Consider the following 20967-nt stretch of genomic DNA (forward strand, 5'->3'; position numbering starts at 1 on the left):
GGCAGTGTCGGCCCAAGGCTGGAATTAGCCGCCGGCCTTTTTGGCCTTATAACCTTCCTTCAGCAGTACTTCCAGCACTTTATCGCGGAAATCGCCCTGCACCACTACTTCGCCGTCTTTGGCGCTGCCGCCCACGCCGCACTTGGTTTTGAGGAGTTTGCCAAGGGCCTGCAAATCCCCATCGGTACCCACAAAGCCGGTGACGAGCGTGACCTGCTTGCCACCGCGCTGCTTCTTGTCGAGTTGCACGCGCAGTTGCTGCTGTTGCGGTGGCAGCGTGGTAGCGGCGGCTGGCTCGTTGCTCTGGTAAGTGAAATCGGGATTGGTGGAATAAACCACGCCGGTGCGGTTGGATTTGTCTTTCATTGGAAATCGCCTATTGATAAAGGGGAATTAAACCGCCACGGCCAGGGCCAGGGGCATAAGCTCCACGTCGAATTCGGTGGCGTGGCCCAGGTAGTCCCCATCGACGTGGAAGCCGATGGGCGCGGCGGCCACCACCCGGGCACGGGGCACCCGGAAATACTCGGCCGCCTTGCTTTGGGGCAGCGTGCCGAGGGCCATGGCCAGGCTCACGCGGAAGGCGCGAAACACGGGCAGGGCATCAATCAGACAGACATCGAGCAGGCCGTCGCGCAGGTCGGCCAGGGGCGCGATGTAGGCATTGTTGCCGTATTGCGAGGCGTTGGCGAAGGCCAGCACGTAGCAATCAGTGGTAATTTCCTGGCTGTCGAGGTTGGCCTGCACCGCTACGGGGCGGTAGCGGCGGTACTCGCGCAGCGTTACCTGCAAATAGGTGCTCAGGCCCCGCGAGCCGGCTTGGGCAAAGTGCTGGCTCACGTGCGCATCGAACCCCAACCCGGCCGTGCAGAAGAACGGGTGGCCGTTTATCACGCCCACGTCCATGCGGCTGAAGTCGGGCGTGGCCAAGCGGCGCAGGGCGTCGGGCAGGCCCAGTGGCACCTTGAGGTGGCGGGCCAGGCCATTGCCCGAGCCCTGGGGGATAATGCCCAGGGCCGTTTCGGTGCCCAATAAGCCCCGGCCCACCTCGTTCACGGTGCCATCGCCGCCCACGGCCGCCACGACTGCAAAACCCTCGGCGGCGGCTTTTTGGGCCAGCTCCACGGCGTGGCCGGCGTACTCAGTCGGGCGGATTTCATAGTCCTCCTCCCGCGCGCCGAAGTACCGCGCAATCAGGGCGGGCATGTCGTGGCGCTGGCTGGGGCCGGCCTTGGGGTTCAGGATAAAGCAGGTTTTGGGCATGGAAGACGCCCAGCGCAGGCTTGGCGGAATATTAGGGGAAGCAGTTCGTATTCAGTAGTGCGCAATAAGAGTAAAATCAGCTGATTTATCACCCCCTGAATACCCATTACGCTACACTTACAAATAAAAACGCCGTCCGCCCCGCCACAAATGGCAAAGCGGACGGCGTTTATTTACGGGAGCAGCAATTAGCCGTTCATCTTCTCGCCGAGCTTCTGAATCAAATCAGCCGTGCGGGTCGAGTAGCCGGTTTCGTTGTCGTACCAGCCAATTACTTTGGCCAGCGTGCCGTTGGCCGAAGTCAGCTCCGAGTCGAAAATGCAGCTGTGGGGGTTGCCCACGATGTCGATGCTCACAATCGGGTCGGTGGTGTATTCGATGATGCCTTTCAGGGGGCCTTCAGCAGCAGCCTTCAAGGCGGCGTTGATTTGCTCCTTGGTCGCCTCCTTTTTCAGGATAACGGTCAGGTCGGTCATCGAGCCATCCGGCACGGGCACGCGCATGGCGAGGCCGTCGAGCTTGCCCTTCAGCGTGGGCAGCACCAGGCCCACGGCTTTGGCAGCACCGGTGCTGGTGGGGATGATGCTGTAGGCAGCGGCGCGGGCGCGGCGCAGGTCCTTGTGAGGGGCATCCTGCAGGTTCTGGTCCGATGTGTAGGCGTGCACCGTGGTGATGTAGCCTTTCTCGATGCCGAACGCGTCGTCCAACACTTTGGCCATGGGTGCCAGGCAGTTGGTGGTGCAGCTGGCGTTGCTGATGATGGTTTCCGAGCCGGTGAGGATGTCCTCGTTCACACCCAATACTACGGTGGGGATGTTGCCGGTGGCGGGAGCCGAAATAACTACTTTCTTGGCACCAGCGGTGATGTGCTGGCCAGCGCCGGCCTCGTCCACGAAGCGGCCGGTCGATTCCAGCACCACGTCAACACCCATTTTGCCCCAGGGCAGCAGCTTGGGGTCGCGCTCGGCGAGGGCGGCGATTTTGACGCCGTTTACGGTGAGGCTTTCCTCGTCGTAGCTCACGGTGCCGTCGAAGCGACCGTGTACGGAGTCGTACTTCAGCAGGTGGGCCAGCGTTTTGTTGTCGGTCAGGTCGTTGATAGCAACGATTTCCACGTTGTCGCGGCCGAGCAGCGACTTGAAGGTGAGGCGGCCGATGCGGCCGAAGCCGTTGATGGCGACTTTAATTTTTGCCATTGTAAAACAGGTGGGGATTAGTGGCCAGCCGCCACGCTGGCGGCCGGTTGAAACACGGGGCGAAGATAGCAGGCAGGCGCGGGTTAGCCCACATTCTTACTGCGACCATAAAGGAGTTCGATTCCCCTACGGATTACGGTGCGTTTGAGTGGGTGGTTATCCGGCTCGCACCGTTTCGACAAAGGGCAATTAGGACCCTGCGGAAATTTTTCAGCCTGAAAAACAGGGTACTTTGGTCTTAACAGCACTTTTTTTTCTGCCAGAACTTGCACGAAACGAAGCGCGCCGTACCTTTGCATCATCAAAACGAACAACGGTCCGTTCGTCTAGGGGTTAGGACAGTAGATTTTCATTCTACCAACAGGGGTTCGATTCCCCTACGGACTACAACAAAGGCCCTCAGCATATGCTGAGGGCCTTTTTTATTGCACTGTTTTTTTCTGGAACGCATATTTGGCCGCCGCTCTGCAAGAGCAAGATTGACCGACGACCGTGGCTGGTTTACGCGGCTGCACTCCAGTGGCAAAGCGTGCACTAACGCGTTCTAGTTGGCAGAAAAAACGCTAATATTCCGCCCGGTCCGGCTTTATCAAGCGCCACGATTATCGTTGAGGGCACTTAGCCCGTATCTGATGTTGCTGCTAGGGCAGCGCGGGCCTTCGGCTGCGCTGCCACGCTTATCTGCTGACGATGCAATCCACTGCTAACCAACTGTCCTTAAAGCCGAAACCCTGCGCCAGTTGGGACGATGCGGAATTGGTGCTGGCGTTGCGCGGTGGGAGCGAGCCAGCCTTTGCCGAGATATACCGCCGCTACGGCTTCGGCCTTATTGAACAGGCGTACCGCAAAGTGGGCTCGCGCGAGGCGGCTGAGGAAATCGTGCAGGATTTGTTTGCCGCGCTCTGGCACAAGCGGGAGGGGGTTGATATTCAGAAACTGCCGGAATACCTGGGCACGGCCGTGAAGTACCGCGTCATCAACCTCATCAAAACCAAGCTTATCCACGCGGGCTATCTGGCTTATTGCCACACTCAAAGCCCCCGGGCCGACCACCACACCGAGCAAGAGCTGGCCGCCACTGACCTGGCCGGTGCCCTGCGCCGGGGCCTGACCCGCCTACCAGCCCATACCCGGGAAATTTTTCAGCTCAGCCGCCTGGAGCACCAGACGGTGCCAGAAATTGCCGGCCGGCTCAAGCTTTCTACCAAAGCCGTGGAGTACCACATTACCCGCGCCCTGAAGCAGCTGCGCGTTTCGCTAAAAGATTTTTTGGTGGTGCTAGCGTTACTGATACTCAGCTAAGCACTTGCTTGTCAAATTAGTGTACCTTGAGTAGCTCAAGGCATTCGGGCAAACAGCTACCCGAATGAAAGAATTTTGCTGGCGGGTTTAGGGGTACGGGTTTGTTCATTGACTACTGTTTCAAGCACCACTTTTGAGGTATGGCCACCGACAAGTCCGAATTTCGCCAACTGTTGCAACGCTACCAGGAGGGCAACTGCACTCCGGAGGAAGTGCAGCGCATTGAGGCGTGGTACCGCCATCTCGGAGCCGAGCAGCAGTTCAACCTCTCCCCCACCGAGAAAGAGGCGCTGATGACTACGGTGTGGCAACGCATCAGCCGGCAAACGGCCCCGGGCACCGTGCCGCAGGTTGACCTGCCGGGTGGGTGGCAGTCGTGGCCCGCCAGTGTGCGCTGGGCGGCTGCGGCGGCACTGGTATTGGGCGCAAGCTTAGTAGGATTGCAGGTATCGCACATGCCAACAAAATGGGCTGCACTGACTAATCCTGCCCCCTCGGAGAAGGCAGAGTGGCAGGTTTACGCGAATACCTCAGCTTACGAAACCCACGTGGCCCTGCCCGACGGCAGCGCCGTGACGCTGGCCCCGGCTAGTACCCTGAGGTACCGGCGGGAACTGCGGGGCGGCCGCCGCGAGGCCTACCTCGCGGGTGCGGCTTTTTTCGATGTTTTTCATGACAAGAACCACCCGTTTTCGGTGTTTACCGATAAGGTGGTGACTACCGTGCTGGGCACCAGTTTCCGGGTGCAGGCGTATGCCGGGCCGTCCGATGTGCAGGTGCAGGTGCGCACCGGGGCCGTGCGGGTGAGCCAGCGCCGTACTCTGGCGGGCGCAGTCGCGGCCACTGTGGTGGTGCTGCCCAACCAGCAGGCCGTGTACTCGGCGGGCGGGCAGCAGCTGCGCCGCGAGCTGGTGGCGCAGCCAGCGCTGCTGGCCCCGCAATCATTCGTGTTCGAGGACCGGCCGGTGGCTGAGGTACTGGCGGCCCTGGAAAAGGCGTATGGCGTACGCATTGAGTATGATGCGGTGGCGGTGCGCAACTGCACGCTCAACCTGAGCCTGGGCAATGAGCCCTTGTTTGCGAAGCTCGATATCATCTGCGAAACCCTGGGCGCGACCTACGAAAAGGCCGGCGACCACCTCCGCTTCCACAGCCCGACCTGCCTGGCCGAGTAGCCTTTTTTATTGTCCGCAAAATCTGCCGCCTATGACTTCATCTCCCGCAATCGATTCCAGAGACACTGCCGGGCCTCAGCGATACAACAGCTTGTGCTGACCGCAGCCGGATAATCATTCAATAATTCCCACCAAAACAATTCACCTTATGTCCACTCCCTTACAATTCCCACCGCTGCTGAGGCGCTGCCAGCGCTTTGCGCTGGTGCCCGGGCTGGCGCTGTGCCTGCTTGCGAATGTTGGCCCGGCGCAGGCCTCGGCGGGGCAGCCCCTAATGGAGCAGCCCATTACGCTGCAGGCCCGCGGCGAGCGCATGGCCACCGTGCTCAGCAAGATTGAGACGCAGGCCAACGTGCATTTTCAGTACAGTCGGCAGCTCATCGGGGCCAGCCGGCGGGTGTCGGTTGATGCCGTGGGGCAGCCCCTGGCTCAATTGCTGAACCAGCTACTGGAGCCGCTGAAAATCAGCTACAAGGTGATTGACGACGGCATTATTCTACGGCCGGCACTGGCGGCTACTACGGAAGCCACGCGGGCCGATGCGACCGTAACGGGCCGCGTGGTGGACGAGAAAGGCGCGGGCCTACCCGGCGTGAACGTCGTCATCAAGGGTGGCACCAATGGCACCCAGACCGATATGGACGGCAAGTTTACGCTGGCTGTGCCCGATGGCTCTACGCTGGTATTCAGCTTCGTGGGATATACGGCCCAGGAAGTGGTGGTAGGTAGTCAGACGACCATCAACGTGGCGCTGGTGCCCGATACCAAGTCCCTGAGCGAAGTGGTCGTCGTCGGTTACGGCACCCAGCGCCGGCAGGACCTGACCGGAGCCGTGGCCCGCGTGGACGGAGCCGAAGTGGTGAACCAGCCCGTGCAAACGGCCACCCAAGCCCTGCAAGGCAAGGTGGCCGGCGTGCAAATCATCAGCGACGGCACGCCCAACGCCCAACCCAAAGTGCGCATTCGGGGTACGGGCACGCTGCTGGGCGGGGCCGAGCCACTGTACGTGGTGGACGGCGTGCAAACTACCGACATCCGCAACCTGAGCAATGCCGACATTGCCTCGATTGACGTGCTGAAAGATGCTTCGGCGGCCGCTATTTACGGCGTGCGCGGGGCCAACGGCGTTATCATCGTGACCACGAAGCAAGGCAAGCTGGGCAAGCCCGTGCTGAGCTACAGCGGCACGGCCGGCTTCAAGCAGGCGGCGCATCTGGTGAAAATGGCCGATGCCGGCCAGTACACGAGCTACATCAAGGACACCTCGCCCACCACGGTGCTGCCCAACTACGGGGCCTCGACTAACTGGTACGACGAAATTCTGAAGCGCGGCACTTACCAGAACCACAACCTGGCTGTGTCGGGCGCGACGGACAACGTGAAATACTACTTCTCGGGCAACCTGTTGCAGGACGATGGCACGGTCATCAACAACAAGTTCCAGCGCCTGACGGTGCGCTCCAACACCTCGTTCCGGCTTTCGGACGCGGTGACCATCAGCTCGCAGGCCTCGTTCAGCCACGCCGATACGCGGTCGGTGAACCTGGGCACGGCCTACAACAACGCCTACCGCGCCGCCCCGGTGATTCCGGCCAAAGTGGATGGCTTGTACGGTAATACCTCGGCCTTCGGCAACGTGGGCAACCCGGTGCTCGACATCGAGAAAAACGACAACAAAGCCCTCGACAACCGCTTGCAGGGCAACATTGGCATTGATGTGCGGCCCGTAGAGTGGCTCACGCTGCGCTCGGCCATTAACGTAGACTTGATTTCCAACAACAGCCGCACCTACGACTACCAGTACCGCAACGACAACAGCACCTTCTTGGCGGCGGGCGGCGGCCAGCAAAACCTGCGCAGCAACCTGGGCGTGAGCCAGCTCAACGGCTACCGCTACCTCTGGGAAAACACGGCCACCTTCCAGCGCACTTTTCATGAGGACCACAACCTGACCGTGCTGGCCGGCACCGTGACCGAGGAAGGCATGACCACGCCGCTCTCGGGCTCGCGCAAGGACGTGCCCGCCGACCCCAACCAGTGGTACCTGAATACCGGCGACCCGACGTCGGCCGTGAACAACGCCGTGGACCCCAACAACCCCGACCCCGGCCTGCCCTCGAAAGACCGCCGCATCTCCTTCCTGGGCCGTATCAACTACGCCTACAAGGGACGTTACCTGCTGACTACCAACCTGCGTCACGACGCTACGTCGAAGTTTAATTCGGACCGGCGCAACGGCTTTTTTCCGTCGCTGGGTTTGGGCTGGGTGATTTCGGAGGAGAGTTTTTTGAAGGAAAACAAGACCCTGAGCTTCCTGAAGCTGCGCGCCAGCTACGGCCAGCTTGGCAACGACCAGATTCCGGCCAGCTCCTACATCCTCACGGCCAACGCCAACATTCCCTACGTGTTCAACGGCCAGCCCGTGCTGGGCAACACCATCACCCAAATCAAGGACCGGAACCTGCGCTGGGAAACCACCACGGAATACGACGCGGCCCTGGAATTCGGCTTCCTGGATAACCGCCTGACCGGCGAGGTGACCTACTACGACAAGCGCACCACCGACGCGCTGATTCCCATCAAAATCCCGGGCTTTTTTGGCGACCCTGATAACCAACTCATCACCAACGCAGCCACCATCACCAACCGAGGGGTGGAGGCGGCCCTGAACTGGCGCGCCGCCATTGGCACCAGCACCGACTGGACCTACAACATCGGCGCAAACGTGACCTTCAACAAAAACCGCATTGCCAACCTCAACGGCGGCCAGGCCCTGCCCGGCGGGCCGAACGACGTGACCAAATCGGACAATGGCGTGGCCGCCGGCAGCTTCTTCCTGCTCGATGTCATTGGCGTGTACCAGACCGCCGACGAAATCAAAAGCTCGCCCAAATCAATCTACGGCACCGGCCCCAACGGCATCACAATCCCCGGCGACCTCAAATACGCCGACACCAACGGCGATGGCGTGATTGATGCCAAAGACCGCAGCTACTTCGGCTCGTACCAGCCACCGGTGTATTTCGGCATCAACGGCGGGCTGAATTTCCGCAACGTGGACTTCTCCTTCGTGTTTTCGGGCAACCTGAATAACAAGGTGTACAACGCCAAAAAGCAGGCCGTCAGCCAGGCCACCAACAACGTGGAAGCCAGCTTCGCGGCCGACCGCTGGACGACGGCGAACCCGTCCAACTCCAACCCCCGCGCCCTCACGCCCAGCATGCCCAACTCGACGTATTTCCTCGAATCGGGCTCCTTCCTGCGCCTCACCAACCTGGTGCTGGGCTACACCGTGCCCGGCACAGCCCTCGAAAAGGCCCACTTGACTTCGGTGCGCGTGTTCGCGGCCGCCCAAAACGTGTTCACGGCCACCAAGTATACCGGCTTCACGCCGGAGCTGGCCGGCGGGCCGCTCGACTCGGGCATCGAACTCAACACCTACCCCACCAGCCGCACCGTGACCCTGGGGCTGAACGTCAACTTCAAATAAGCTACGCCGATGAAACCTAATTTCTCCGCCTTTCCCCGCCGCGCCGGCACGGCCGCGCTGGCGCTCACCCTGGCCCTGGCCAGCGGCTGCAACGGCTTCCTCGACGTAGCGCCCCAGGGGCAGCTCAGCGAAGACGCCATCCGCAACGACCCGGGCATTGCCCAAAAGCTCGTCGATGGCGTGTATAATACCATGTACCTGGGCGGTTTCGGGCCGGATATTCACGGGCTGCAGTTCGTCATCCTCACCGACATTGCCTCGGACGATGCCGACAAGGGCAGCACCCCGACCGACTACAACGACGCCCTCACGATTGACAACTTCACGCTGACGCCCAGCAACGGCACCGTCAACAACGCCTGGACGGGCTACTACCAGGGCATTTCGCGCGCCAACCAGGCGCTGGATAAAATTGCCCTCACCACCGTGCCTGATGCCACCAAGAACAACCTGCTGGGCCAGGTGCGCTTCCTGCGCGGCTACTTTTACTTCAACATGGTGCGCCTGTTTGGCGGCGTGCCCAAGCTTGACCGGGTGCCGACGGCCTCCGAAATCGGCAGCCCCCAGCTCCAGCAGCGCGCTTCGGCAGCCGATATCTACGCCTTCATTATCAGCGACCTGCAATTTGCCGTCGATAACCTGCCCTTGAAGGGTGCTACCGAAACCGGCCGCGCCACCAAAGCCGCCGCTCAGGGCCTGCTGGCCAAGGTGTACCTCTACCAGAAGAACTACCAGAAAGCCTTCGACCTGACCGAAGAAATCGTGAAAGGCCGCTCGGGCACCTACGGCCTGTTCCGGCCCTACGCCGACATCTGGCGCACGGCCGGGGCCAATAGCGTGGAGTCCATTTTTGAGGTGCAGGCCGGCACCAATGCCTCCTGCGACAATTCGGCCGTAAACCTGTATACCGTGAGCCAGGGGCCGCGCGCGGGCGGCCTGCGCGGCTGGGCCGACCTGGGCTTCGGCTTCAATAATCCTACCACCGACCTGGCAAATGCCTACGAGCCTAACGACGTGCGCAAGAACGGCAGCATCATTTTCATCAAGCCCAAAGGCCCCACCGTGCTCTGGGACGGCTTCCGCGTGCCGGGCCAGGACTCGGTGGAGAACTCGCGCTACAGCTACAAAGCCTACCACAGCCGTACCAAAGAGGCCAACTGCGGCAACAACGACTACCTGCCTAAGAATATCCGGGTGCTGCGCTACGCCGAAATCCTGCTCATCCACGCCGAAGCGGCGGCCCAGCTCGGCAACGCCGGCGCGGCCCAGTCCGACCTCGACGCCGTGCGCAGCCGCGCCGGCCTCGCGCCCACGGCCCCCACGGTGGCCAACATCTGGAAAGAGCGCCGCGTGGAGCTGGCCCTGGAGCACGACCGGTTCTTCGACCTTGTGCGCCAGGAAAGCGTGACGCCGGGCCGCATCGTGCCCATTTTCGCAGCCCAGGGCAAGACGTTTGTGAAAGGCAAGCACGAGCTGTTTCCCATTCCACAGCCCCAGATTGACCTGAGCGGCGGCCTGTTGACGCAGAACCCGGGATACTAGGCCGTAGCCACGGAATTAAAAAGAATGGTCATGCTGAGCGCAGCCGAAGCATCTCTACCGCAGCAGTAATCAACGCTACCACAACGAAGCGGTAGAGATGCTTCGGCTGCGCTCAGCATGACGTTCTGTTATTTATGACGTTCAAAACCAAACGAATGAACGCAAAACCCTTGCTCCTCGCGCTGCTTCTGCTGCCCGGCGTCCTCCACGCCCAGCAAAAGCCCTCGCCCAAAAAGCCTGCCGCCCCCGCTGCCAAGTTCGACCCGCGCCAGCGCCCCCGCAACCTCACCGACGACCAGCTGCTGGACATGGTGCAGAAGCAAACCTTCCGCTATTTCTGGGATTTCGGCCACCCCGTTTCCGGTATGGCGCGCGAGCGCAGCAACGTGGCCTACGACTACGGCAACGAAGTGGTGACCACCGGCGGCACCGGCTTCGGCATCATGGCCATTGTGGTGGCCGCCGACCGCAAGTGGATTACCCGCGAGCAAGCCGCTACGCGCATCTACAAAATGGTGCGCTTCCTGGAAAAGGCCGACCAGTTCCACGGCGTATTTCCGCACTGGCTGAACGGGGAAACGGGCAAGGTCATCCGCTTTGGGGCGAAGGATGATGGCGGCGACATCGTGGAGACGTCTTTCCTGATGGAAGGCCTGATATGCGCCCGTCAGTACTTCACCGGCGAAAGCGGCGTGGAGCGCGACCTGCGCAACCATATTCTCTGGATGTGGGAGAATGTGGAGTGGAACTGGCAAACCCAGGGCGGCCAAAACGTTCTCTACTGGCACTGGAGCCCCAACAACGGCTGGAGCATGAACCACCAGATTCACGGCTGGAACGAGTGCCTGATAACCTACGTGCTGGCCGCATCCTCGCCCAAATACGCCATCGACAAGCCCGTGTATGACCAGGGCTGGGCCGTGGGGCCGGAGTTCAAAAACGGTAAGGAATACTACGGCATTAAGCTGCCGCTGGGGCCGGATTTTGGCGGCCCGCTGTTCTTCACGCACTACTCCTTTTTGGGCCTGAACCCGCACGGCCTCAAGGACCAATATGCCGACTACTGGCAGCAAAACCAGAACCACACGCTCATCAACTACCAGTACTGCGTCGAAAACCCCAAGCACTTCAAAGGCTACGGCCCCAACACCTGGGGCCTCACCGCCTCGGACAGCTACCAGGGCTACGCCGCCCACAACCCCAAGGAAGATTTGAGCGTGATTTCGCCCACCGCCGCGCTCTCGGCCTTCCCCTACACGCCCGAGCAATCCATGAAGGCGTTGAAGCATTTTTATTTTGACCTCGGCGATAAAATCTGGGGCGAATACGGCTTTGTCGACGGCTTCAGCGAAGAGCACAACTGGCAGGCCAAATCCTACCTGGCCATTGACCAAGGCCCGATTGTGGGCATGATTGAGAACTATCGGACCGGCCTTCTGTGGAAGCTATTTATGAGCTCGCCCGACGTGCAGCGAGGCTTGAGCAAGCTGGGTTTTGAAAGCCCAGCGCTGAAAAAGTAGCTTTTTGAATCCTCCTAGAACGTCACGCTCATACTGCTAAGAACACCCTTCACACTTCTCTTTCGCATGAAACGCTTCCCCCTGCTCCTCCTTGCCCTAGCCCTGGCTCCCACCGCCCACGCCCAGAAAAAGCCCGCGCCCGCCGCTGCCACTTCCGACCAGAAGATGAAGCAGTACATCGACGGCCTGATGGCGAAAATGACCCAGGAAGAGAAAATCGGCCAGCTCAACCTCGTGTCCGTGGGGTTTGATGTGACCGGGCCAGTGGTGAGCAAGGACGTGGACGCCAACATCCGCAAGGGGCTGGTGGGCGGCGTGTTCAATACCTACACGCCAATTGCCGTGCGCAAGCTCCAGGAAATGGCCTTGAAGGAGTCGCGGCTGCACATTCCGCTCATGTTTGGGTATGATGTAATTCACGGGCACCGCACCATTTTCCCGATTGCGCTGGGCCTGTCGGCGAGCTGGGATTTGAAGGCCATTGAGCAGAGTGCCCGCATCGCGGCCGAGGAAGCCTCGGCTGATGGGCTGGATTGGGTGTTTTCGCCGATGGTGGACATTGCCCGCGATGCCCGCTGGGGTCGCATTTCGGAAGGCGCCGGCGAAGACCCCTACCTCGGCTCGCGCATTGCCGAAGCCATGGTGCGCGGCTACCAGGGCCCAAACAACGACCTGACCAACCCCACCAGCGTCATGGCCTGCCTCAAGCACTTTGCCCTCTACGGAGCCGCGGAGGCCGGCCGCGAATACAACACCACCGACATGAGCAAGCAGCGCATGTACAACGAGTACCTGCCGCCCTACAAAGCCGCGGTGGACGCCGGCGTGGGCTCCGTCATGTCTTCCTTTAATGACGTGAACGGCACGCCCGCCACCGCCAACAAGTGGCTGATGACCGACCTGCTACGCAAGCAGTGGGGCTTCCAGGGCTTCGTGGCGACGGACTACACGGCCATCCCCGAGCTGGTTGAGCACGGCATGGGCAACGCCGAGCAAGTAGCTGCCCTGGCCCTGAACGCGGGTATCGACCAGGACATGGTGGGCGAGGAATTCCTGAAATACACGGCCAAAAACATCCAGTCCGGAGCCGTGAGCAAGGCCCAGCTTGATGCCGCCTGCCGCCGCATTCTGGAAGCCAAGTACAAGCTCGGCCTCTTCACCGACCCCTACCGCAAGGTGAGCGCCGAGCGCGCCACCAGCACCCTGATGAAACCCGAGTTCATCGCCGCCGCCCGCGACATTGCCCGCCGCAGCATGGTGCTGCTGAAGAACGAGCGTAGCGCCCTGCCGCTGAAGAAAACCGGCAGCATCGCCCTCATCGGCCCGCTGGCCAACCGGCAGCGTGACGTCATCGGCAGCTGGAGCGGGGCCGGCGACTGGCACCAGGCCGTATCCGTGGAGCAGGGCCTGCGCGCCGCCGCGCCCGGCCTCAAAATCACCTACGCCAAGGGCGCTAACATCGCCGACGACCAGCAGATGCTCGACCGCCTGCAAGCCCACGGCGGCGAGTTGGAGCTGGACAAACGCAGTTCCGAAGACATGATAAAAGAAGCCGTGCAGGTGGCCCAAAGCGCCGATGTAGTGGTGGCCGTGGTGGGCGAAAGCCAGGGCATGACCGGCGAGGCTGCCGCCCGCGCCGACATCGGCCTGCCCGGCCAGCAGCTGGCTTTGCTGAAGGCCCTGAAAGCCACTGGCAAGCCGCTGGTGCTGGTGCTGATGAACGGCCGCCCGCTGGCCCTGCCCTGGGAAAACCAGAACGCCGACGCCATCCTCGAAACGTGGTTTGCGGGCACGCAGGCCGGCAATGCCATTGCCGACGTGTTGTTTGGCGACTACAACCCGAGCGGCAAAATCACGGCCACTTTCCCCGTGACCGTGGGCCAGGAACCCATCTACTACAACCATAAAAACACCGGCCGGCCCTACGGCGGCGTGAAGCTCGACAAGTACAAGTCGCGCTACCTCGACGCGCCCAACGACCCGCTCTACCCCTTCGGCTTCGGCCTGAGCTACACCAGCTTCACCTACGGCAAGCCCACCGTGAGCAAAGCCACCATCGGCCCCGCCGAAACCCTGACCGTGAGCGTGACCGTGCAGAACACCGGACCGCTGGACGGCGAAGAAGTGGCCCAGCTCTACATCCGCGACCTGGTGGGCTCCATCTCGCGTCCGGTTTCAGAACTGAAAGGTTTCCAGAAAGTGATGCTGAAAAAAGGTGAGAGCAAAACCCTCACCTTCCGCCTCGCCCCCGACGCGCTGAAGTTCTACAACAACGACCTGAAATTCGTGGCCGAGCCCGGGGATTTCCAGGTGATGGTGGGCGGCAACTCGCGCGACGTGCAAACGGCGACCTTCAAGCTGGCGGCCAACTAGCGTTTCAGCTGCACGCTGGCCACTTCGCCCAGGCGCAGCGGGGACCGTGAGGGCAGCCGGATTTCGAGGGTGATGCCGCCGGTGGTGTCGGTGGCGGGCGCGGCCACGCCGGTTACCACGCGGGTGGGGCGGCTGGTGGCCCACACCCGCACCGAATCGCCGGGCTGGACGTGGGCGGCTTTTTTGGCCCTGATGCCCACCGGCACCACCAGGTAGCCCTGCTTCGAGATGGTGCTGACCACGGTGGTAGGCGTCACGTACTCGCCCACGGTCACCTGCCGCTCGCCCAGGAAACCATCGTGCGGGGCCGTCACGAAGTTGTAATCGGCCAGCTTGGCCATTACGGCCCCGCGGCGCATGTACTCGCCGGGGCTGAAGTACACGCTGCGGATGCGGCCGCGCTTGCGGGCCAGCACCGGCTCGGTGCCGCCGGCCCCCACGCGGCCCGTGAGCACAATAACCGTCGAATCGGGCACGATGGCGGCGGGCGCGGGGCCGGCGGCCAGGGCGGCTACTTCGTCGGTGGATTTCCACCACCAGCGGCGGCCTACCACGGCCCCGATAATTAACAACAAGGCCAAGCCAATAAGGAGTGGTTTTTTCATAAAACAGAATAACAGAATTCGCCGGCCGGCGCTCCGGCTCGGTTGGTCAGCATACGGCAAAAGCCACTGAGCAGCTAGCCACGGCAAGAATGTTGCGCCAGTTCCCGCTACTCCACCCGGCGCAGGCGCAGGTAGTCCAGCATGGCCTGGTTCACAGTGCCGTTCATGTTCTGGTTGGCGGGCTCATAGGCCAGAGTGAGGGCGATGGTGCCTTTTTCGAGGCGCACGAGAATGGGGTTCGAGAACCCCCAGTTGCTCCACTCGGCCACGCCGCGCTGGGGCAGCACCACGGTACCCAGCAGCTCGCCCCCGCGCCGTAGCGTGCGGATGGCGCACTGGTTATTGGTGTTGATGGGGCCGTTGCCGTTGGCGTAGCGGAAATCGAGGACGTACACGCCGCTTTCCGACACGGTGACGGGGATGGTGAGGGACGGATTTTTGGTGGTTGAGATTTCGACGAAGCCCTTGCCGGAGTAGCCTTTGTAGGGCTGGGTGGCTTTGGGGGCAATGGTTTCAAGCTGTACCTGGTGGGTGAACAGGCCGGGGCCAACGGCTAGTGGCTCGCTGGCGAAGGACTCGAAGCCGGCGGTACTCACCGCAATTACTTGGTATTCGCTGTTCCCGTTGGCATCGGGCAGGGCAAATTTCGGCTCGGTGGTGCGGCCCAGCGGCTGGCCGTCGCGCAGTATCTGGTAGGCCCGAATATTAGGCTGCGCTGCCCAGCGCAGCCCACCGTTAGCAAAAGTCACCACGGCGGTCTCCGGTGAAAAGTCATCGGCCACGCGGTTCACGGGCTGCGTGGCCGTGGCCTCGCTGCGGAGCACGATTTTAACCGCGTGTCGCCCGCTGAGGCTGGCCGGAATGGCGGCATCGGCCAGCGGCTGGCCATCGAGCGTAATGCTTTTGAGGACGTTGCCGAAACCCGTCATCTCCACATCGAGCACGGCCCGGCGGTACTTAAAGCCGGTGAGCCGCCGCGCCCCCGCAAACGCCTGCGCCACGAAGGGCCGGAACACCAGCCGCTCATCCTCGTACCGCAGCCCAAACAGCACCTTATACACCAGGCTCAGGCTGCCGGACAGGCTCCAGAGCATGTTGCTGGAGTTGATTTGGGTGCCCGCGTAGTCGCCGGTGCGGGCCACGAAATTCTCTTTGTTGGTCAGAAACAACGCCGCCGGCCGGTAGATGGCCGCCATGCTCTCGGTGAGCGACGCTTCGTTGCCAACCTGCGCCGCCGCCAGCGCCCAGAAGCTCTGCACAAAGGGCCACACGGCATCGTTATGGTACGGCGGGATGCCCGGAATCTGGGGATAAATGCACGGCACGCCGAAGGGCACGGTGGGGGTGCGTGCTACCACCTCCCGCGCCCGCTCGCCCTCGGCAATGCCGAAGAGAACGCACAGGGCCTCGCCCAATGCTTCGGCTTTCGGGGAGAGAATCAGCGAAGTGCGGCCGTAGAGGAACTGGCCGTAGTAGCCCTTATCGGCCTGCCAGAGGTGCTGGTTGATGGCAGCTTTGATGCCGGCGGCCTGGCGCTGGTGCTGCGCGGCGGTGCCGGGGTCGCCGAGGCGGGCGGCCATGCGGGCCAGCACGATGTTGGCCTGGTAGTGCACGGCGTTGGTGCCCAGGTTTTCACTCTGGTAAATGTCCACGGGCTGCATCCAGCGCGGGTAGGTCTGCTCGCGCCAGTCCAGGAACGACGACTCGCCGCGCACCAGGCCGGTGGCGGGGTCGTAGGCGTTCTGCACATCGTCGGCAATGCTTTGCTTGATGATGGGGTACACCTTGCGCAGCCAGGCCTCGTCGCCGGTGGCTTGGTACACCTCCCAGGCCGCCGTGGCCCAGATAATGCGGTCCGTCGAGCACGGGTAGGCCCCGCCCGTGCCGGTGTCCTGAATGATGCGGCCGGTGGGGCTCACCTTGCGCAGCAGGCTGTTCATGGCCACCTTCGGCTGCAAGCTGGCCTGCGCCAGGATGATGCTGTAGCTCACATCGCGGGTCCAGACGCCGGCCCACTCCTTGCCGGTGCGGAAGGTGCTGTCCGGCTCCACGGCGCGGCGGGCTTCCTCCAGGGCCAGGTTGTAGAGGGCATCGGCGAGGGGGTAGTCGGAGGCGTATTGTGGAAAATCGTCGGTGTTGATGGTCTTTTTCCAGCTCGCGGCGGTGGTTTTGGCGGCGGTAGGCTGGTTCAGGGTCAGCGTGGCTTCGTAGATGCCGTCGCCGTCCGGGTCCTTCATTTCCAGCTCCGTCTTGTTGGTCAGGTTGTCGAAATCCCAGCTCAGCGGCGCGGTGCCCCCGGCAATGTAGACGTGCTTGAAATCCTGCTGGTACAGCTTCTCCCCCTTGAACGTGGTGTAGAAGCCCTGCTTCTTAAACGCCGCCAGCACCGGCCGCAAATCCAGCCGGATGCGGACCGGCGTGTTGGGGGCCAGGTAAGTATCGGCGGCAGCCGGCGTAGCATCCACGTAGCGCTGCCCGAACACGATGGGCGGCGTTTCGATGGCCCCGCCGCCGGGCCGGGGCACGGCCACCAGCAGGTGGTTGAGGCCGGGTGCCATCTCGTTGTCCTTGCCGTTGATGCTGAACTTGAACTCGACGCGCGGGTTCTGCCGGTCGTTGGCCGGGCTCACGTAGTTCGACACCAGTTCGGTGACGGAGAGGGCGCGGGCCTCGTGCGGACCCTGCGTCACGTGGTCGCGGTAGAGGCTATAGGCCTCGGATTGCCAGATGGGAGTTTGCACGGCGGGTGTAATTGCGGTGGTAGGGGCAGTTGGCTTGGTGGTCTGGCAGGCGGTGAGCAGGCCGAGGGTGAGCAGGAAGCCGGTGGCGAGGATGGTGGGTTTCATTGGGAAGCAGGGCGGCGAAAGTGGCGGGAACGCGCAAATTACGGAGTCGCTGGTCCGCGCTGGTCGGGCTGAGCAGAGGCCGGCGAACAGGCAATGCTGGCGGGCCAATGCTGCCGCCCTGAACCCGCCAAAATCCGGGGCGAGCCAGCCCCTCCGCCGAGAGCCGGGTGGGCAAAAAGAACTTTCTGAACCCTTGGAAAGCCCGGGTTTCAAGGCTGACCTTTGTCGGGAATTTTCTGTATTCCATCCCATAATCAACCAAGTTTTTTCACCTTTTCAACCACATTTTTCCACGTCGTTTTTTATGATGCAGCTGCTACCACTGTACTTCAATATGCTAACAACGCGCCGCCTACGGCCTATTCTGGCCTTCTTACTGGCGCTACTGCTGGCCGGGCCGGCGCAGGCGCAGTTTGTGGTCGATGGCCGCGCTTCGGCCAGCGAAATCGGGCCGGGCAAATACCAGCTGGTGGGCTCCTACACCGGCCCCCACTCGGTGGCCGACCGGGGCCTGAAAAGCCTCTACGTGGCCCGCACCGCCACCACGCTCAACATCATGATGGTGGCCTCGCCCACCCTGGCCACCGACTACAGCTCGCTGGTGCTCTACCTGAACGCGGCGGGCCGCACGGGTGTGCCGGCTGGCACGCGGCTGGCGGGCAGCTCGCGCATCGAGTCGCCCCTCTACCATCGGCCCACCCTTGACCAGGAAACCGACTACGCGCTGCGCCTGACCACGTCAGCCACCGGCGTCAACCGCGACAGCGTGTATTACAGCTACGTCGACTACACCACCCCGGCCACCGTGGGCGGCCGTAACGTGGACAATTTCCTCGGCCCGGCCACCAACCAGGGCGGCCTGCTAGCCGTGGCCAGCGGCGGCCTGAACGGGGCGAAGTTCGCCTACTTCAACACCGCCAGCATTGCAGCCAACACCGCCACGGGTTGGGAAATGGAGATTCCGCTGACTGCCATTGGGGCGCAGGGCGGCACCCCGCTCGACCTTTTTGGCGCCTTCACTACTAGCGTGGGCGACTTCACCACCGATTTGTTTCCGCAGGTGGCCGGACTGAACACGCCACTGGGCACCGACCCGAACTTCGGCACCATCGCCGGCACGCAGTCCATCCGCGTCAATGCCCTTACCATCGACGGCCGCCTCGATGCCAACGAAATCGGGACCGGCACCCAGGGTCTCTACCAGTTGGTGGGCGAGTACACCACCCCGCACCCGGCGGGCTTCGGCGACTACGGCCTAACCAAGCTCTACATGGCCAATACCGCCACCAAGCTCTACCTGTTTGTGGTGGGCACGCTGGAAAATAACGGCAACACGTTTCAGCTCTACTTCAACGTGCCCGGCCTCACAGGCGTGCCCCGGGGCACGGCCCTGCCGGGCGGCAATCCCAACTCGGGCACCAGCTTCGAGCAGATGAAAGCCAAAATGGACCTGGAAACTGACCTCGGCCTGGCCCTGCAAGGCAGCACGCCCGGCTACACGGTACAGGTAGCACGCTACGCGGGCAGCGTGGTCGACCAGTATTCGCTCCCGAACCTCTCAACGGCCGGCGCACCCAGTACGCTGAATTCTACTGCCGTCACGCAGTTCGATGGCGCGCTGATAGCCTACCGCAACTCGCCCACGGGCTTTTTGTCGGGCAACCCCGGCAACTACGGCTGGGAAATGGAAATTGACCGCGCCGCCCTGGGCGTGCCGGCCACGCTGGCTAATGCCACCATCCAGGCCTTTCTGGTGCAGAACAACGGCAACGGCAACTACCTGTCATCGGACATGATTCCGGCCATCCCCGGCAATGGGGCCACCAACCTGGGCGTGTCCACGGGTCTTGATTTTAACCTATTGCCAGGCCGTCAGGCCCTAACCTACGCCTTCAACTGCCCCACGGCCGTGGCCGTGGCGTATGGCGCGGCCAGCTACTGCCAGTCCGGTACCAACCCCACGCCCAGCGTCACCGGCCCCACCGGCGGCAGTTTCAGCGCGGGCACCGGACTGAGCATCGACGCCGCTACGGGCAGCGTGAACGTGGCCACGTCCACGCCCGGCACCTACACCGTGAGCTACAACGCCGACATCGTGAACTGCCCGACGACGGTTTCGGCCCAGCTTACCATTGCCCGGCCGCCGGTGGCTACGTTCAGCTACGGCACCGCAGCCTACTGCGCCAATGCCGGCACCACGGCCGCTCCCACCCTGGGCACCAACGCCGCGGCAGGCACCTTCACTGCTTCTCCGGCTGGGCTGAACATCAACGCCAGCACCGGCATCGTGACTCTGACTGGCAGCCAGGCCGGCACCTACACCGTTACCAACACCATTGCCGCCGCGGGTGGCTGTGCGGCCGCCACGGCCACGGCCCAGGTGGTTATCAATGCCGCGCCCGTGGCAAGCATCACGGCCAGCGGGGCCACCACGTTTTGCGTGGGCGGAACGGTTACGCTCACGGCCAACGGTGGCAGCAGCTACCGCTGGAGCACCGGCGCTACCACGGCCAGCATCACGGTTTCGGCCAGCGGCTCGTATGGCGTGACAGCCACCAACGCGGCCGGCTGCTCGGCCGCCGCCGCTACCCCGGTTGCCGTGACGGTGAACCCGGCCACTACGGCCACATTCGCCTACGCAGGCCCGACCTACTGCCAGAGCGGCCCCGCCCCCACGCCCACGGTAACGGGCACGGCCGGCGGCACCTTCTCCGCCCCCACCGGCCTCAATCTGAACTTTACCACGGGCACCATAAACCCGGCTACCAGCACGCCCGGCACCTACACCGTGACGTACAGCGTGGGGGGCAGTTGCCCGTCGTCGGCTACGGCTTCGGTGACCATCACGGCCGCGCCGGTGGCTACGTTTGCTTACGCCAACGCCGCTTATTGCGTATCGGGCGGCAATGCAACGGCCGTGGTGCCGGCCAGCAGCACGGCGGGTACGTTCTCCTCCGCAAGCGGCCTGAACATTAACGCCACCACGGGAGCCATTGCCGTAGGCACCAGTACGCCCGGCACTTACACCGTCACCAACACCGTGGCCGCTGCCAGCGGCTGCGCGGCTACCTCAGCCACCGCCACGGTTACCATCAACGCCCGGCCCGCCACGCCTACGCTCTCGGTCCAGTATAACGGTTCGACCACTACGCTGACCTCGAGCGCGGCTACCGGCAACCAGTGGTACCTCAATAATGGGCTGATTCCCGGCGCTACCAGCCAGACCTACGTGGTGAATGGTACGCCGGCCCAGTTCGGCCCCTACACCGTGCAGACCACCAACGCCAACGGCTGCATCTCGCTGCCTTCGGCTCCGCTGGTGGTTACTTCCAGCCTGAAACCGTTGGCCGGCAGCTCGCTCAGCGTGTACCCCAACCCTACTCCGGATGGCAACTTCCGCGTGGAGCTCACCGGCTACCGCGCTGCCGCCGAGCTGACGGTGCTTAATGCCCTAGGCCAGGTGGTTTTCACTGCCACGGTTCCGGCCTCAGCCAGCACCGCCACACAGGCCGTCAATCTGACCCAGCTGACCTCAGGCGTGTACCTGCTGCGCGTGAAAACCGCCGGCAGCCTCGATACCCGCCGCGTAGTTAAAGACTAAGTACATCGGTTTTAATTATTAAAAAGGTCCTGACCAAAATGGTCAGGACCTTTT

General features: G+C 62.6%; 12 protein-coding genes and 1 tRNA gene. 8 read left to right on the forward strand and 5 right to left on the reverse strand.

The window, feature by feature from the left end:
• Positions 1-24: 24 nt before the first annotated feature.
• From ACYU70_RS07385 to gap, 3 genes are all read right to left on the reverse strand, one after another.
• Positions 25-366: a translation initiation factor gene (locus tag ACYU70_RS07385; RefSeq protein ID WP_342298402.1), complete on the reverse strand. Its 342-nt coding sequence runs from the start codon at positions 364-366 to the stop codon at positions 25-27.
• A gap of 27 nt (positions 367-393) precedes the next feature.
• Positions 394-1263 carry a diacylglycerol/lipid kinase family protein gene (locus tag ACYU70_RS07390; RefSeq protein WP_342298404.1) on the reverse strand — a complete coding sequence of 290 codons (870 nt, stop codon included), beginning with the start codon at positions 1261-1263 and terminating at the stop codon, positions 394-396.
• Positions 1264-1451: 188 nt separating this feature from the next.
• Entirely contained in the window at positions 1452-2459 is a 1008-nt protein-coding gene (gap, locus tag ACYU70_RS07395) for a type I glyceraldehyde-3-phosphate dehydrogenase (RefSeq protein ID WP_342298406.1), read from the reverse strand.
• 315 nt (positions 2460-2774) lie between these two features.
• Here gap and ACYU70_RS07400 point away from each other — a divergent pair.
• From ACYU70_RS07400 to bglX, 7 genes are all read left to right on the forward strand, one after another.
• A tRNA-Glu gene (locus tag ACYU70_RS07400) sits at positions 2775-2846 on the forward strand.
• Positions 2847-3149: 303 nt separating this feature from the next.
• Positions 3150-3761, forward strand: coding sequence for an RNA polymerase sigma-70 factor (locus ACYU70_RS07405; protein ID WP_342298409.1), 612 nt, complete (start codon positions 3150-3152; stop codon positions 3759-3761).
• A gap of 140 nt (positions 3762-3901) precedes the next feature.
• Entirely contained in the window at positions 3902-4936 is a 1035-nt protein-coding gene (locus tag ACYU70_RS07410; protein WP_342298411.1) for a FecR family protein, read from the forward strand.
• 148 nt (positions 4937-5084) lie between these two features.
• A complete protein-coding gene (locus tag ACYU70_RS07415) occupies positions 5085-8426 on the forward strand; it encodes a TonB-dependent receptor (protein ID WP_342298412.1) in 3342 nt (1113 codons plus the stop codon).
• 9 nt (positions 8427-8435) lie between these two features.
• Complete coding sequence (locus ACYU70_RS07420; protein ID WP_342298415.1) at positions 8436-9968, forward strand: RagB/SusD family nutrient uptake outer membrane protein; 1533 nt, start codon at positions 8436-8438, stop codon at positions 9966-9968.
• Positions 9969-10123: 155 nt separating this feature from the next.
• On the forward strand, positions 10124-11488 hold the full coding sequence (locus ACYU70_RS07425) for a glucoamylase family protein (protein ID WP_342298417.1): 1365 nt from the start codon (positions 10124-10126) through the stop codon (positions 11486-11488).
• Between the two features lie 66 nt (positions 11489-11554).
• Positions 11555-13861, forward strand: coding sequence for a beta-glucosidase BglX (bglX, locus tag ACYU70_RS07430; protein ID WP_342298419.1), 2307 nt, complete (start codon positions 11555-11557; stop codon positions 13859-13861).
• On the opposite strand, the gene ACYU70_RS07435 is transcribed toward bglX, so the two are convergent.
• Complete coding sequence (locus tag ACYU70_RS07435) at positions 13858-14466, reverse strand: efflux RND transporter periplasmic adaptor subunit (protein ID WP_342298422.1); 609 nt, start codon at positions 14464-14466, stop codon at positions 13858-13860. The two genes, bglX and ACYU70_RS07435, sit on opposite strands and share 4 nt — an antisense overlap.
• Before the next feature lie 107 nt (positions 14467-14573).
• A complete protein-coding gene (locus ACYU70_RS07440; RefSeq protein ID WP_342298423.1) occupies positions 14574-17312 on the reverse strand; it encodes an MGH1-like glycoside hydrolase domain-containing protein in 2739 nt (912 codons plus the stop codon).
• Between the two features lie 304 nt (positions 17313-17616).
• On the opposite strand from ACYU70_RS07440, the gene ACYU70_RS07445 reads away from it, so the two are divergent.
• Positions 17617-20913: a T9SS type A sorting domain-containing protein gene (locus ACYU70_RS07445; protein WP_342298425.1), complete on the forward strand. Its 3297-nt coding sequence runs from the start codon at positions 17617-17619 to the stop codon at positions 20911-20913.
• The last annotated feature ends 54 nt before the right edge of the window (positions 20914-20967 follow it).

This window comes from Hymenobacter segetis, assembly GCF_054776495.1.